General features: G+C 35.7%; 16 protein-coding genes. 4 read left to right on the top strand and 12 right to left on the bottom strand.

Features of this window, described 5'->3' with window-relative positions; genetic code table 11:
- The first annotated feature begins 9 nt into the window (after window positions 1–9).
- The 3 genes from VB248_RS16990 to VB248_RS16980 all read left to right on the top strand — a co-directional run bounded on the left by VB248_RS16990 (window position 10) and on the right by VB248_RS16980 (window position 3939).
- Window positions 10–852, top strand: a complete 843-nt coding sequence (locus tag VB248_RS16990) for an MBL fold metallo-hydrolase (RefSeq protein ID WP_323298007.1) — start codon at window positions 10–12, stop codon at window positions 850–852.
- A 170-nt stretch (window positions 853–1022) separates the two neighbouring features.
- Window positions 1023–1778, top strand: a complete 756-nt coding sequence (locus VB248_RS16985) for an FKBP-type peptidyl-prolyl cis-trans isomerase (protein WP_323298005.1) — start codon at window positions 1023–1025, stop codon at window positions 1776–1778.
- A gap of 4 nt (window positions 1779–1782) precedes the next feature.
- Window positions 1783–3939 carry a carboxy terminal-processing peptidase gene (locus VB248_RS16980; protein ID WP_323298004.1) on the top strand — a complete coding sequence of 719 codons (2157 nt, stop codon included), beginning with the start codon at window positions 1783–1785 and terminating at the stop codon, window positions 3937–3939.
- Window positions 3940–4008: 69 nt separating this feature from the next.
- Here VB248_RS16980 and VB248_RS16975 read toward each other — a convergent pair whose 3' ends face one another.
- The 3 genes from VB248_RS16975 to VB248_RS16965 form a co-directional block, all read right to left on the bottom strand.
- Window positions 4009–4185 (bottom strand): FeoB-associated Cys-rich membrane protein, encoded by a 177-nt coding sequence (locus VB248_RS16975; RefSeq protein WP_323298003.1) that lies wholly within the window; start codon window positions 4183–4185, stop codon window positions 4009–4011.
- Window positions 4186–4208: 23 nt separating this feature from the next.
- Window positions 4209–5015, bottom strand: a complete 807-nt coding sequence (locus VB248_RS16970) for an inositol monophosphatase family protein (protein WP_323298002.1) — start codon at window positions 5013–5015, stop codon at window positions 4209–4211.
- A gap of 63 nt (window positions 5016–5078) precedes the next feature.
- Window positions 5079–7523 carry a hypothetical protein gene (locus VB248_RS16965; RefSeq protein WP_323298001.1) on the bottom strand — a complete coding sequence of 815 codons (2445 nt, stop codon included), beginning with the start codon at window positions 7521–7523 and terminating at the stop codon, window positions 5079–5081.
- Between the two features lie 251 nt (window positions 7524–7774).
- Between VB248_RS16965 and VB248_RS16960 the strand changes: the two genes are divergently transcribed.
- Window positions 7775–8410 carry a LolA family protein gene (locus VB248_RS16960; protein ID WP_323298000.1) on the top strand — a complete coding sequence of 212 codons (636 nt, stop codon included), beginning with the start codon at window positions 7775–7777 and terminating at the stop codon, window positions 8408–8410.
- 129 nt (window positions 8411–8539) lie between these two features.
- Here VB248_RS16960 and VB248_RS16955 read toward each other — a convergent pair whose 3' ends face one another.
- The 9 genes from VB248_RS16955 to VB248_RS16915 form a co-directional block, all read right to left on the bottom strand.
- Window positions 8540–9331 (bottom strand): sterol desaturase family protein, encoded by a 792-nt coding sequence (locus VB248_RS16955; RefSeq protein ID WP_323297999.1) that lies wholly within the window; start codon window positions 9329–9331, stop codon window positions 8540–8542.
- Between the two features lie 223 nt (window positions 9332–9554).
- Window positions 9555–10862, bottom strand: coding sequence for a UDP-N-acetylglucosamine 1-carboxyvinyltransferase (gene murA, locus VB248_RS16950; protein WP_323297998.1), 1308 nt, complete (start codon window positions 10860–10862; stop codon window positions 9555–9557).
- Window positions 10863–10927: 65 nt separating this feature from the next.
- Window positions 10928–11677, bottom strand: coding sequence for a DUF4290 domain-containing protein (locus tag VB248_RS16945; RefSeq protein ID WP_323297997.1), 750 nt, complete (start codon window positions 11675–11677; stop codon window positions 10928–10930).
- 114 nt (window positions 11678–11791) lie between these two features.
- On the bottom strand, window positions 11792–12154 hold the full coding sequence (locus VB248_RS16940; RefSeq protein WP_323297996.1) for a diacylglycerol kinase family protein: 363 nt from the start codon (window positions 12152–12154) through the stop codon (window positions 11792–11794).
- Window positions 12155–12170: 16 nt separating this feature from the next.
- On the bottom strand, window positions 12171–12821 hold the full coding sequence (locus tag VB248_RS16935) for a DUF1361 domain-containing protein (protein WP_323297995.1): 651 nt from the start codon (window positions 12819–12821) through the stop codon (window positions 12171–12173).
- Between the two features lie 139 nt (window positions 12822–12960).
- The gene (creD, locus tag VB248_RS16930; protein ID WP_323297994.1) at window positions 12961–14382 is read right to left on the bottom strand and encodes a cell envelope integrity protein CreD; all 1422 of its coding nucleotides are present in this window, start codon (window positions 14380–14382) and stop codon (window positions 12961–12963) included.
- 94 nt (window positions 14383–14476) lie between these two features.
- Complete coding sequence (locus tag VB248_RS16925) at window positions 14477–14776, bottom strand: winged helix-turn-helix domain-containing protein (RefSeq protein WP_323297993.1); 300 nt, start codon at window positions 14774–14776, stop codon at window positions 14477–14479.
- Between the two features lie 50 nt (window positions 14777–14826).
- The gene (locus VB248_RS16920; RefSeq protein ID WP_323297992.1) at window positions 14827–15438 is read right to left on the bottom strand and encodes a hypothetical protein; all 612 of its coding nucleotides are present in this window, start codon (window positions 15436–15438) and stop codon (window positions 14827–14829) included.
- 71 nt (window positions 15439–15509) lie between these two features.
- Window positions 15510–16154 carry a hypothetical protein gene (locus VB248_RS16915; RefSeq protein ID WP_323297991.1) on the bottom strand — a complete coding sequence of 215 codons (645 nt, stop codon included), beginning with the start codon at window positions 16152–16154 and terminating at the stop codon, window positions 15510–15512.

Genomic DNA, 16154 nt, shown 5'->3' with positions numbered 1-16154 from the left:
CATCAAACCATGCAATTACATACAATAGATGCTGGAAATTTTAAATTAGACGGCGGTGCTATGTTTGGCGTAGTGCCAAAAAGTTTCTGGAACAAAATGAATCCTGCCGATGAGAACAATCTATGTTCGTGGGCAATGCGATGTCTTTTAATAGAAGACGGTAACCGATTAATTCTTATTGATACCGGAATGGGTAACAAGCAAGAAGCAAAATGGCAAAGTTATTACTATCGACACGGCGAGGGCGAATTGGTGAAATCTATTCGAGAGAAAGGGTATTCTGAAAATGATGTGACGGACGTAATTTTAAGTCATTTACACTTTGACCATTGTGGAGGTGCCGTAAAATGGAACAGCGACCGAACAAAATTTGAAATGACTTTTCCGAATGCTCGCTACTGGACTCACTCTGCTCATTTAGAAATTGCTTTGAAACCTAATCAACGTGAAAAGGCAACATTTTTCAAAGAAAATATTCTTCCAATGCAAGAAGCTGGTCAATTATACTTTGTTGATAAAGTAGAAAAACCTTTTGAAAATATTCAGATTCTTACGGCGGATGGTCATACAGAAAAGATGCTAATGCCTTTGGTGTCGTACAAAGAAAAAGAAATCCTATTTATCGCTGATACTATTCCCTCACATGCTCATATTCCTGTGCCTTATGTAATGGGCTATGATGTTCGTCCATTGCAGACGATGGAAGAAAAGGCCTCGTTACTTACACAAGCCATAGAAAAAGATTGGCTTTTGTTTTTCGACCATGACCCGCAGTTTGAATGTGCCAATGTTCAACTAACAGATAAGGGAATAAAAGTAAAAGATAAAGGAACGCTCAAGAGTTTTGTCTGAATTGGAAATACCAAAGACAAATAATTTTGTAGCATCAATTTTCGTTCTTAACTTTAAGAATTGTAAAATTTTAATTCTTTTATACTATTTATAAAATATCTTCAGAACTAAAGAACGAATCGTTGTGAAGATATTTTAAATTTTCAATTTTGATTCGTTCTATATATACAATGAAATTAAAGAATATCATCCTTTCCACAAGTATTGTTTTAGTTCCCTTTTTAGCAGATGCACAAACTAAGCCCTCAGCTACTGTCAAGAAAGTTTCAAGCCCAACTAAAAGTGCTGTAAAACCTGCTGCTGTTGCTGTAAATAAGCCAGCCGTAGCACTTACTTCTTTGAAAGACTCTGCCAGTTATAGTTTAGGAATTTTGGTGGCTCAGAACTTTAAAATGCAGAACATTGATATAAATGTAGATTTATTACAAAAAGCTTGTAGTGAAGTTTTGAACGGAACAAGTACATTGATTAGTGATATTCAAGCCAACCAAGTACTTCAAAAATATTTACAAAAAGAGCAGTCGAAACAGTTTGAACCAAACAGAATAGCTGGTGAGAAGTTTTTAGCAGAGAATAAGAAAAAAGAAGGAGTGATTACTCTTCCAAGTGGATTACAATATAGTATTATTAAAAAAGGTGATGGACCAATTCCAAAAGCAAGTGATAAAGTAAAAACGCACTATCACGGAACATTGATTGATGGAACTGTGTTTGATAGTTCAGTACAGCGTGGTGAACCAATTTCGTTTCCAGTCACAGGTGTAATTCCGGGTTGGGTTGAGGCACTTCAACTTATGCCAGTGGGTTCTAAATGGAAATTGTTTATTCCTTATGAATTAGCTTACGGAACACGTGGTAGCGGTGGTGCTATCAAACCATACTCTACTTTAGTTTTTGAAGTAGAATTGTTGGGTATAGAACAATAGTATAATGAAAAATAAGATGATGAAATACATTCTTGCTCTTGTGCCAATTTCGCTACTTGCGTTTTTTGGTTTGCAATCTTTCTCGCATAGCGGCACTGCGAGTGCTGATTATAAATTTGCAGCAGATGACCTTCAACCAACTGCTACGCAAAAGAAAGTCGAAAACTTAGTTACTGAAATCCTAAGTAACTATCATTATCGTCGTGTGCCTTTGAATGATTCTCTCTCATCTAAAATTTTTGATAATTATATCAAAGAGTTGGATTTCAATAAAATGAATTTCACAAGTACTGATATAGAGAATTTTGAAAAATACCGTTTTGAATTGGATGACCAATTGAAAAATGGTGAACTAACGGCCGCATATCAGATTTATAATGTTTTCAGAAATCGTGCAAAAGAACGTTTTGCTTTTGTGGCTTCGATGTTATCAAAGCCTGTTGATTTCAAAGCAGATGAAACTTATACTCCTGACCGTGAAAATGCTTCTTGGGCGAAGTCGAAAGATGAATTGGATAACATCTGGAGAAAAGCTGTAAAAAGTACTTTGCTCGACTGGAAAATTAGTGGTAAAGCTGATACTTCGGCTATCAAAGATTTGAGAGAACGCTATAAACGTACCGAGAAATATTTCGATAAGACTAAAAGTGAGGATGTATTTCAGCAATTTATGAATTCATTCACTGAAAGTGTTGACCCTCATACAACTTACTTCATTCCTAAAACTGCTTCTACTTTCAATCAAGAAATGGCACAATCTTTTGAAGGGATTGGTGCTACTTTAAGAAATGAAGGTGACTATGTGATGATTGTGGATTGTATTGTAGGTGGACCTGCTTTCAGAAGTAAACAATTGAATCCGAAAGATAGAATTGTTGCTGTGGCACAAGGCGACGATAAGCCTTACCAAGACATCGTTGGTTGGTTTACTGATGATGCCGTAAAATTGATAAAAGGTCCTAAAAATACTGTAGTTCGTTTGAAAATTTTACCTTCAAATGCTCCTGTGGGTTCAGTTCCGAAAGAAGTACGTTTGGTTCGTGAAAAAATCAAGTTGGAAGAAGGTACAGCTAAAAAAGAAGTACTCAATTTCAATAAAGACGGAAAAGAATACAAATTAGGTTTAATTACGATTCCTCTTTTCTATCGTGATTTTGAAGGAGCAAGAAATGGCGAGCAAGGTTATAAAAGTACTACTGCAGACGTGAAGAAATTCTTAAATGAATTGAAAGCCGAAAAAGTAGATGGCGTAATTGTTGACCTTAGAAATAATGGTGGAGGTTCTTTGACAGAAGCTGTTAGTTTAACAGGTTTGTTTATTTCACAGGGGCCAGTGGTACAACGTCGCCAGTCTGATGGAGAAATTAGTGTTGAAAATGACAGAGACCCATCTGTTACTTATGATGGCCCAGTTTCAGTATTGGTAAACCGTTTTTCTGCTTCTGCTTCTGAAATTTTTGCAGGTGCTATTCAAGATTACAAACGTGGCTTAATCATCGGTGAACAAACTTATGGAAAAGGTACTGTTCAAAGTTTAGTTGACTTAGACCGTTTCTTGAAAGGCGAACCCGAAGGAGTAGGACAATTGAAAATCACGATGGAGAAATTCTATCGTATTACAGGAAGTAGTACTCAGCACAAAGGTGTAACGCCAGATATTGAATTGCCATCATCGTTCAGTGCTTCTGAATTTGGCGAAAGCTCTCAACCAAGTGCTTTGCCTTGGGATATGATTGCTTCAACTAAATATTCTCCTACTTCAGACATTAAGGATAATGAATTGACGAAATTACGTGCTTTGTATCAAGACCGTTTGAAATCTGATGCAGAACTGAAAAAATTAGTTGCTGACATTAATTTTATCAAGAAGTCTAAAGAGAAAAAGACGATTTCTTTGCAAGAAGACAAAAGACGTAAAGAAATAGATGAGCAAAAGAAAAAGAATATCGCAGAACTTGGCGATGATTTAGCAAACGAAACGAAAGAACCAGAAAAAGTTGCTACGGATTCTACAAGTATTGCTCAAGCAAAATTGAAAATTTTAAAAGAAAGAAGAAGTAAAGATGTTTATCTAAAAGAATGCGAGCGTATTCTTACAGATTATATCTTGTTGAATTCAAGCAATCAAGTAAAAGTTACTCAGGTTGAGAATAAAAAGTAGCCATTCTTTCATCCATAAAAAAAGCCTTCGATTTACTAAATCGAAGGCTTTTTTATGGAAATTCAATTATTAAGCGTGGTTCTGAGCATCTATTTGGGCTGAGATTTTATCAAAATCTATTGCACCACAAGAGCCACATCCTTTTGAACAACCCGCTTTATTTTTGAGGCTAAAATTTTTACGAACAATATTACCTAAGTAAATGACTGCTCCTAAAAAAATACAAGCAATAATGACATTTTCCATGATATTCAATAGTTAAGAAATCCTTAAAGAGCTTTTCCTTGATTCCAGTTTCGGATAATTACCTCCTGTAATTCTGGAAACATTCCACAGCCTGCAATAAGTTCACGACCGAATACGAAATCATCTCCTTTTCTAAAATCAGAAACAAAGCCACCAGCTTCTTGTACGATTAAAGTACCAGCCGCTACATCCCAAGGTTTGAGGTTGTACTCAAAGAAACCATCGAAACGACCACAAGCTGTGTAAACTAAATCTACGGCTGCTGCACCAAAACGACGCAATCCGTGTGACTTTTGCATTAATTCTTTTAGAATATTGATGTAGTTTTCCATCAATTCAAAATCATAATAAGGAAAACCTGTGGCAATTAAACTTTCTCCAAGTGTTTTTGCAGAAGAAACTTTAATGGCATTTCCGTTGAGGTACGCACCACCACCAAGCCAAGCCGAGAAGCATTCGTCACGATTAATTTCATATACAACGCCCAAAACAATTTTACTTTCTTTGATAAGGGCAATCGAAATAGCAAAAACGGGTACTCCATGAATATAATTGGTTGTTCCGTCCACAGGGTCGATAATCCAAGCCAGTTCGTGGTTTTCGGCTTGTTCTGCTGTTCCTTCTTCTGCGATAAAACCAGCTTCTGGAAGAATGGCTGCAAGTCCTGCTACTAATTTTTCTTCAGTTTGCTTATCTACATAAGAAACCAAATCATTCAATCCTTTATATTCAATACTCTCTTTACTGAATTCTGAGGTTACTTTTCTAACAAACTCTCCCGTCTGACGGGCTAAATTTGCTACTTCTGAGGTTAATTGTTCTAAATTCAAAACGTAATTGTTGATTAGTATATAAAATCAGAAAACTGAATTCCGATACCAGAAATCCAAAATCTATTTTTTCTTTACTTCAAAAAAGATAGCTAAACCCAAAAAGCCTACTAATACAATAGACATAATCAAATCTACTTTTGTTCCTTTCACAACAGACTCAGGTTCAAATTTGAACTCAATTGTGTGTTTTCCTGCAGGAATTACCATCGCTCTCAAAATATAATTGGCTCTTAAATGAGGTTTATATTGCCCGTCGATATAAGCTTTCCAATCTTGATTTCCACGATAGAAAATCTCTGAGAAAATCGCTAATTGTTCAGTTTTAGCCTCAGACTGGTACACCAAGTCGTTTGGTTTATAAGAAGTCAATACTATTTTATTTGAAAGACTATCTGGTTGAATTTTCAAATTTGCTACTTGGTCGGCGAAACGCTTGTCTATAAATGCTACATCTTTAGGATTAAACTTATCCAAAGCTTTCATTTCAGCATCTGCATTTTCAACGATTTGGAATGATTTCACAAACCAAGCATTACCACAAGCATCTGGATTTTGCTGTGCAATAGGTTGTCCGCCTTGTTGATTTGGCATAATGAAATACTTCGTATTCAACATATTCAGTACTTGAATATTGTTTTTAGCAATTTGGTTTTCAATGATTTCTGAATAACGACGAAGTTTAGCTCCATGATAACCACCAATAGACTGATGATAGTAAGACGCTTTGGCATCGCTGCTAAAGCCTCCTTGTGCTGCGGCGTCGAATACTCTATAAATACTTTTATCTTTCAAAATCTCTTGGTCGGCAGGCGTAGGAGTAAAGGTTTCCTCGTATTCTGAACTCGATACAAAATTGTCGTTGTTAAAATATCTTTTATCCACACCAAATAAATCAACTACAATCAACAAAGTAATGATTGGATAAAAAACCGCTTCTTTGATTTTCCCAGAAACCCAAGCCCACAAAAGACCAGTCGCTAATAAAATAAATACCAACGAACGGAAAGCATCCGAACGCATCAACGACTCACGGTCTTGTACGATAGCCCTAAGAATTTGAGCATCCACACCTTTGTCGCCAGTGATTTGCATTGCAGCGTCGTTAGCCGATTTAAAGCTGAAAAACAAACTTGGTACAAGTGCAAAAATAAGGCATAAACCAGCGGTTAACGCTAAACTGTATGTTAAAGGTTTTTTAAGTTCTTCAAACTTTAATTTATTATCCGCAATTTGTTTCAGTGCTAATATGCCAAGTATTACCATTGCCAACTGAGTAAGCGATAAAATCATGGTAACGGCACGGAATTTATTGAACATCGGGAAATAATCAAACATCAGGTAGTTCAGTGCAGGAAAATTTTTACCCCAAGACAGCATTGTGAAAATTATTGCAGAAGCTACAAGCCACCATTTTATTCCTCCCTTTACTAAAAATGCACCTAAAACAAATAAGAAAATGATAATTGCACCCGCATACGCTGGACCACCTGTGCTTGGTTGGTCACCCCAATAAGCAGGGCCATGTTCTACAAACCCTAAAGCACTTTCTTCTGGAATACCTGCCTCAACCATTACTTTTAATGTTGCAGATTTCTTTCCACCTAAAGTTCCACCAGAAGAGCCACCATAAAAATTAGGAATCAAAAGTGTTCCAGATTCTCCAATTCCGTAACTCCAATTGTAGGCATAGTCACGGTCTAAGCCACCTTTCGACTGAGTATTAGTAGTCAATTCAGATTTTCCCCTGATGGTTTCGGCAGAATAAACAGCGTTATTCCACAAACGCATAGTATGGTTTCCTAAACCAATTAATGCACCACCACCAAAAGCCATGAGTGCAAAAACTAAAGGTTTAAATTCGCCTGCTTTTATCTTTTCTATGGTTTTTATTACTATATAACCTCCTAAGAATAAGCCGAAATAATATGTTATTTGGATGTGATTGGCATATATTTCAAGACTCATGAACAAAGCCGTTAGAGCAGTTCCGAGCATATATTTTCCTCTAAAACATAAAGCTGCACCTGCTGCCACCATTGGAGCATAAGCCAAAGCTAATACTTTAGAAGTGTGTCCCGCAGGAATAATAACCATGTTCCAAGAACAAAATGCGTATGCGATGGCCCCTAAAATGGCTTGCCAAGTATTTGCTCCAAAGGTTATTAACAAAATGTACATTCCCAACATCATTAAGAAAATCATGTTAATTGGAGTAGGTAAAACTCCCATGATATTTCCACCGATTGTAGAACCAATACTATTAGGATAAGCACCGTGAATCATGTAGGCTGGCATTCCTCCAAACATTGAGTTTGTCCACCACGGTACAGTACCTGTCGCTTTTGTAAATTCGGTAGATTCATGAGAGGAAGCCAACGACATCGTGATGTCGTGTTGTTGTAATTTTTTTCCTTGAAGGGCAGGGGCTGCATAAATTCCTGCAAGCACTACAAACGCAAGTACTGCGAATAAATGCGGAAGGAACTTTTTGAATGAAAACTGCATAGTTGTTTGTGAGATTTTGACTTAGATTTGCTCGTTTGCAAAGATAAAGTTTCTAAATTGAAATTTTGCATGAAAGACACATCCTCGACTTGAAAATAGGAATGATTCAAGAATTAAGAAGCTAATTTGCCATTTCAAAGTTGGTTTTATGGAAATCACGAACTTTTTGAGCAACTTTGTGTTTTGTAATGGTTGTTGAAAATAATCTTTAATCCTTTTCAAAACGACATACTAATTAAATAGATTATATAATGATGAACAAAAACATTTTGTTGCTTGCCATCGCTTTAGTGGTAAGTGTTGTAAGTGCGAAAGCTCAAGACGCAAAAGCGGGAGCAATTATTGATGCCATGCAGAAAAAATACAAAGGTATGAAAGCTTTTAGTGCATCGTTTTCGTATGGTGCTGATGGTTCAAGTCAAGCAATTCAAGGAAGCATTACGGTAAAAGGACAGAAGTATCGTTTGAAAACTGGAGGACAAGAAATATTTAATAACGGCAAAGAAATTTCTACTTATATCAAAGAAACGAATGAAGTAAATATTTCAGATTATGAAGCTTCTGAAAGCGATTTGAATCCTTCTAAAATTTATAGTTTTGATAAAAAAGGTTTCCGCTATACTTTCGTTCAAGAAGTAAAAGAAGGTAACGAAGTTTGTGAAGTAATTGAACTTTCGCCAGAAAAAAAGGGTACTCAGGTTTCAAAAATTAAAATCAAATTGGGAAAAGCTGATAAATCTGTAAAAAGCTGGACAATCACTGATAAAAACGGAAAACGTCAGACTTTTAAAGTAAGTAAATTTGTAGCCAACGTGCCAGTAGATGATAAATTCTTTGTATTCGACAAAAGTAAATATCCGGGTGTTGAAGTGAATGATTTGAGATAGATTTTGAGAGGAGTAGAAAGATACAAGAAACAAGATTCAAGATAAAAGTATAGAATAAAAGTATAAAAAGAGTAAAGGTTTAAATTTGAATAGATTATTCTTTCAAATTTAAACCTTTACTCTTTTTGTTTATATCTCTTTTCTCTCCTCAAACTCTTTTACAAAATTTGGGCTTTCGGTTTTGCCTAATTTATCCCAAAAAGTGAAGTAAAGTCCGTAATTGTAGCGATAATACTTGTGATGATGGCTATGATGAGTAGCTCCGATCATGTATTTCCCAACAAGATTTCCGAAAAAATTTTTCGGATAAATTTCTATATCTAAATGATTGATTGCCGCTGTGATGGTCATAATGGTTAGGTGAATCACAATTGCATAAATGTGCATGGGAAGTACCATAACGATAGCGGGCATAATCAGAGCTTCTAATACTCCTTCGATAGGATGAAAAGAAAAGGCTGTCCAAGCAGAAGTAATTTTACTTTCGTGGTGAACATGGTGTACAATTTTGTAAATCTTGGGTTGGTGCATCCAACGATGAAGCCAATAATAATACGTTTCGTGAATAAACATTGAAACAATAATACTGACAGGAATCCACCAAATCGGAAATTCGTTGACATCAAGATAAATGCGAGTGAAACCTTTTTGCCAAAGTATCGCTGCCAAAGAGCCAATCACTGAAAAAATCAAAGCTGTCAGCATCGACCAAAACATTTCTTCTCTGAATTGTTTTGGGGGATATTGTTTTTTATTCAGTTTTCGTTTTTCCCATTCTTTTGATTTCCACACATAAAAATACAGGTGAAAAATACTTGCTAACAAAAAGTAGCGAAAGACAACAATGGCAAAAATCGAAACGGTAAGCCAGAAAAAAACAATCGGTTCAGTAAAGTCGAAATTAAATACATTTGGTATCATGTAGTAAGAATTATGAATTACGAGTGGTGAATTATGAATTTAAATAATTGAATATCAATATATTAATTTCAATTTTGTCACTCCATATTTTACGTATGCTTAATACAATCAACTTTACTGAACCGAAAATGTTTTAAAAAGCTATAAGCTTAAAGCGATGAGCTATGAGATTTTTTATATTCATAATTCTCAATTCAGCACTCCGCACTCAAAACTCCTCACGCTAAAGTCTTACAATCTCAGCACCGATAGCATTCAAACGAGTATCAATGTTTTGATAACCTCTATCAATTTGCTCGATGTTTTCAATGATTGAAGTACCTTTTGCAGACATTGCGGCAATCAAAAGTGAAACCCCTGCACGAATATCTGGTGAAGTCATTCTGATACCTCTTAATTGTTGCTGGCGATTCAAACCAACTACTGTTGCACGGTGTGGGTCGCAAAGGATAATCTGAGCACCCATTTCAATTAATTTATCTACAAAGAACAAACGGCTTTCAAACATTTTTTGATGAATCAATACCGTTCCTTTTGCCTGAATTGCCGTCACCAAAACGATACTTAGTAAATCTGGCGTGAAACCCGGCCAAGGATGGTCTGAAACCGTTAGCATCGACCCATCAATAAAAGTATCTAATTCGTAATGTTCTTGTGAAGGCACATAAATATCGTCGCCTCTGATTTCTAATTTAATCCCTAATTTTTGGAACACTAAAGGAATAATTCCTAAATCAGGTACTGAACAGTTTTTAATAGTGATTTCCGACTGAGTCATGGCTGCCATTCCGATAAATGAACCAATTTCAATCATATCTGGAAGCATTGTGTGTTCTGTACCCGTCAAAGATTCTACACCTTCAATCGTCAATAAGTTTGAACCAACACCCGAAATTTTCGCTCCCATTCTGTTCAACATTTTACAAAGCTGTTGTAGGTAGGGTTCGCAAGCTGCATTATAAATGGTAGTAGTGCCTTCTGCCAACACTGCCGCCATTACGATATTGGCTGTACCTGTTACAGAAGCTTCGTCTAAAAGCATATAAGTACCTTTTAGTTGTGAAGCATCTACTTCGTAAATTCCTCCGTCTTCTTGGCTATAATTGAATTTTGCACCCAATTTCATAAAACCGTAGAAGTGTGTATCTAATCTACGGCGACCAATTTTATCGCCGCCCGGTGAAGGAATTCTTCCTTTTTTGAAGCGTGCCAAAGTAGGCCCAAGTAACATTACCGAACCACGAAGAGCAGCGGCTTTTTTCTTGTAAGTTTCAGAATTTAAGTAATCTAAATTTACTTCTGAGGCATCAAATTTTACAGAAGATTCCGCAATTCTTGTACAACGAACGCCCATATCACCCAATAAATCAATCAATTGATTTACGTCTCTGATGTTAGGAATGTTATGAATCGTTACGGGGTCTTTGGTCAAGACAACCGCACATAGAATTTGTAAAGCTTCGTTTTTTGCTCCTTGTGGGATGATTTCGCCTTTCATTTGGCGACTACCTGTTACTTTGAATGATGCCATGTTTAAACCTTAAATTGTCTATTTATAGTTTGAGATAAGTATTTTGGATTTATCTAAATCAAAAACTATCTTCTATTTCGGTTATTGTTATTATTGTTGCGATTATCGTTTCTGCCGTTATTGTTATTACGATTATCGTTTCTTCCGTTGTTGTTGCGGTTATCGTTGCCACCACGACTGCCGTCATTTCTACTGCCGAAGTTTTGGCGACCGCCGTTATTATTACGACTATCGTTTCTGCCGTTGCCTCCGTTGCTGTTCATATTTGGCGTAGTTGGGCGATTGTTGGCATTACGTAAATTACCCAAAGAAGAATTACCAGAGATAGCTTGAACAACCGACGAAAGGCTATTGTTTGAGATTTCTAAGATATGCCCCCAAATTACTTCATCGTCCACAACCTCACGATTCCAGTTTTGATAAAAAGTTTTCATCAAACGAGCGATATGAGCTACCAAAATACGCTTTTCATTATCGTCAGTTTCTGCGATAGCTCTTGCAATCAACAATTCTACATTGCGTCCGTAATAACGGTAACGCAATTGATGAGTATTGTAAGGAACTGGTTTGGGTAGTTTTCCGACAGCATCGGGCGATGGCGGAGGGAATGGACTATCAACATCCAATTTGAATTTAGACATGATGTACAAATCATCCCAAAGCTTGTTGGTATAATCTTGCGAATCACGCATATTTGGGTGAACCTGACGCATCAGTTCTACCAACAAATACGCATATTTTGTTCTTTTTTCCCTGTCTTGAACCGTAAGAATGTGGTTCACTAATTTCTGGACGTTGGTTCCGTATTCTTTCATGTTATGTAATACGACGATTTCGGTTTTCGTCTCGAATGGCTCTTGCTAAAAGGCAAAAATAGGAATATTTATTCAATGAATATCTGAAAGCCCCAAAACTTTCAGAAAGAAGCTTCATAAGAGTAATACTTTTGGCAAAAAGATAATTGTACCGACGATTAGGGCAAAAATAGAAGCGATTAAAACTGCTCCTGCGGCTATGTCTTTCGCTTTACCCGCTAATGGGTGAAATTCGGGCGAAACTAAATCAATAATGGCTTCAATGGCAGTGTTGAGGGCTTCTAAAATCCAAACTAAAGTGATAGCAAGCGAAATCCAAAGCCATTCTTGAAGATTAAGTTGAAAATAAAAACCTGCTGAAATGACCAAAACACTTGCCAGCAGGTGAATCCTTGCGTTGTTTTCAGACTTTATCATCGAGCCAATTCCTTTAATGGCGAAAGTGGTACTTTTGATAAATTTCTGAAAATCAATCATATTTTATTTAAAAAGATTAGTCGTTTAAATGAATCAGACTGTAAAGTATCGTGTATGCAATGCCAATAAAAACAGAAAATTCAACCGTCATTAAAATTGCAGTGGAATTACTAAACGAATGTAAAACATATTTTAGTAAAGCCATAGGATGAGTAAAAAAATCCCAAGAATTAAATCGTTCAATTCTGCCCAAAAATACGCCATAACCCGATAATAGAATAGAACTGAGCGTAAAAAATATACTCCAACGGGGATTGAAAGTACGAGTCCAGATTTTCTGAATCCAATACAAAGAAAGTAAACCACAAATCAAACTTACGAAGGCATAAGTATAAATCATGATTTGATGATGCCAATAAGAATTGCCCTTGTAGGGAGAAAGGTGTACTAAATCTGTAATGATATAGGGTGCATTCGGGAAAAACAAAAGCCATAATAAACTATAAATCAGGGTTTTCTTTTTTGAAAGAAATATGTTTTGTGTATTCATGTACAGAACAATGAAAACAGGAATCCAAGCCAGAAATAAATTCCAGTTCAACCCAAATGAAGATAAATTATGCAAAAAAACAGCTTCAAAAAGAAACAGAGCAAAAGCCAAAGCCGACATCATGCCACAAGTAAAAAGTACTTTGTTACGATTGTTTGAAAATAAATATGCTTTCATGTTTTTGGGGGATTATAAACAGGCTGTTGAATGAAGAGTTAAAGGCTTTTTGGGATTTATGATTTTGGATTTCGTAAATTTTTTAAATCCGAAATCACAAATCCAAAAGCTACATTTTTACTAACTCTTAATGTTTAAATTATTCTTCTTTACCATTATAAGCACGATACCAGTCGATATTGCGTGTTAGGTACATGACAACCGCCAAGATGATCAATAAACCGATACTTCCGAGCAATAAAGAATAATCTTCCAGTTGTAATATAGAGTAGAAGAAACCATAAAGTAAGGTGAGAATTCCGTTGAATATCAGTGTAGTACGAGTATTTTTAAAGATGCCAATGGTGTAGAAAGTAACTAAGGTGAGAATAGAAACACATCCGATAAGATAGGCGAAATTGAATGAAAGATGCTCTGAAATAGCCAACAAAAGCACATAAAAAAGACAAATAGCAAAGCCAACCAAAAGGTATTGAATAGGATGGAGGCGTTTTCGATTAAGGATTTCAACAAAGAAAAAAGCAATAAAAGTGATGACGATAAACATCAAATTATACTTAGTCGAACGCATTGTTTTTTGGTATTCATCAACAGGCAAAAGCAGTTTTACTCCAAATGAACTTTGCTCTTCGGCAACACTTCTTACAACTTCACCATCAGTATAGGTCAGGTCTGAGCGGTCGTTTGGAAGATTTTTTACAACATTCCGTTTCAAACCAATGAAATCACCTACACCTTGGTGTGGATAATTTCTATTAAGGTGCAATTCATTCCAAATAGCTTTAAAACCTTTTTCAGTTACCTCTCGCTCGTCTGGCAAGGACGCTCCAACAAAACTTGGTGTTCCCCAAGCTGATTCGAGCGATACTTTAGTCGTTTTGCCGAAAGGTAAAAAATCAATTTCTTTGCTACCGTTTAGGTTGATTAAAGCATCAAAATTGATAGTTTCAGCCGCTAAATTGATTGGACAACTGACACCCGAAATAAATAAATCGTTCGATTCAATTCCAGAATTCATTTCAGTATTTACTCCGTTGATTTTCAGTTGAATGGCTTCTTTAATCCCCTTCATATCTGAAATGCCAAATGAGATAAAAGCTTCTGAAAACAAAAATCTTTCTTTGGGAATTTTCAACAGCGTAACATCAGGCTTTTTGAATAAACCTTGCAAGTGTAGTTGTGCGTTGTAAAGCATTACTACATAAATTCCTCTGTATCTTTTTTCTGGAATTAGTTTTCCAGTAATGTTAAGCTGCTCAGGCAAAAAGTGGGCATACTTAATCACCGTTGATTTTTTCCCATTGTCATCCTCTTCAATAACCGTGTATGGAATCGTTATTACCGCTCCACCAATGGTTTGGTTACCTCCCCATTTAGAAGTAATTTCTTCTACGGCATTATCTCTGGTGGCTTGGCGTTCAAATACCAAACTTTGTAGCATTGATGAAGGAATCATCAGTAGCAAAATGAGGAAAAAAATGGTAATAAGCTTTAGCATAACTGAGCTTTTAATCCAATTATTAAAGCGTTCAATGAGCGATGTTTTTTCAGTTGTTTCCATAATTATTATATTATTTGATTTTACTTGCAAATTACTTTGAAATTCAAAGTTAAAATTGATTTAAAAAACGAATCTCAAAATTCGTTGAATGACTTTATAAAGTACCTTTAATAAGTGCTTCGAGGGCGTTGAGGTGTTCTTGAAAAGCCTGTTTCCCTTCGGGTGTTGCTTGAAATGAAGTATTAGGTTTTTTGCCAATAAAAGCCTTTCGTACTTGAATGTATTTTTCTTTTTCCAATGCCGTAATGTGCGAGGCTAAATTCCCATCAGTAACGTTGAGTGTCTCTTTGAATTCATTAAAATCCACCCAATCGTTTACCATCAAGATAGACATTACGCCCAACCTCACACGGTTTTCAAAAGATTTATTTATGTTTGAAATGATAGTTTGCATAATATTCAATTTGATAATTTCACTCAGAAAATAATTACCAAATCTTCAAATCAAGATTCATATTTACGGTACATCGCAATGCCATAAATAATATGTAAAACGCCAAAACCAATTGCCCAAAATAACAAACCGAGCTTCCATTGGTCTAAAAAAGCACATAATAAGCCCAAAACTATTTCGATATAGCCAAGAAAACGAAGTTCATCATAAGTATATTTTGAAGCATTTACGATAGCCAATCCGTAGAAAATCAGTGTGGTAGCATCTATTAAATGCGGTGCATGTTTCAATAAAATTAAACTAAACAAACCACCCGACACCAAAGGAACAGCCATACTGGTTAGCAATCTTTTTGAAGTACTTGTCCAGACACTTAGCCCTCTACGTTTAGCACTTCTAAAGCTGAAATAGCTCGCAAAACTAAGAGAAAGTAGCAAGACAACGATTCCGTCTATTAAAATATATTTTAGCAGAGGAATGTTATCCTGTAAATTAATATAACTGGAAGGATAGTCCGCAAGGATTCTTTGATAGGCCAAATAAGCACCCACCAAAGCAAAAGAGCCTGCAAATACTCCTGCAAGACCACTAAAGGAAATAAATCGGCTTGAGCGTTCCATCATTGAACGAATTTCCGAGATGTCTTGTAGATGCTGATTCATGTTTTTCAAATTACTTTGTATTGCAAAGTAAATTCTGAAAAAATAAAATTCCAAATATTTTTGAAATTTTATTAAAGATTAAGATTTCTTAGCGTCATTTCGTAGGCTGTGACATACTCTTTTACTGGTTCTGGCTCTAAGCCAAACTCAATGGCTTTGGTTCGTTCTAAAATATATTGTTTACGCCAGTCTTTCACATAGTTTACGCCTAAAATATCAATCATCTCTTTTATCCGTTTGATTTGATTTTCATCAAGTGTAGGATTTGGATAAAAAATATGTTCTTCGTGATTATAGGCTAATAATTTATAAGGGTCATATTCTGGACTGTCTGGTTTCAGAATAGTATCTACGGTTTTCGTACTTTTCTTTCGGTTGATTTTACTTTCAACCATCAATAAATTATCCCATAACCATGCTTTATTCTCTTTTAGACTTTCGTCAAAATGTTCTAATTCACCAAAATGAAAAGGTATTGAATTTATATACCGCCCTTCCTCTGACCATTTATCTTGTTCAAAACCATTGAGTAAAATAGCTTTTTCAGTATAAGCACAGAGACCATTTTGGCAATGGTAAAGATTCATTACAATATCTTTATAGAACTCAAATGCACTTGAATTATACTTTGGATGATTTTGATGATTATTTTCTAAGGCTTCTTCCCATGCTTTATAAACCTTAGAAAGAATTGTAGATTTATCAATTTTTCTCAT

The organism is Arcicella rigui (assembly GCF_034929435.1).
Classification (GTDB): Bacteria; Bacteroidota; Bacteroidia; order Cytophagales; family Spirosomataceae; genus Arcicella; species Arcicella rigui.
This window is presented reverse-complemented; position numbering and strand designations above follow the sequence as displayed.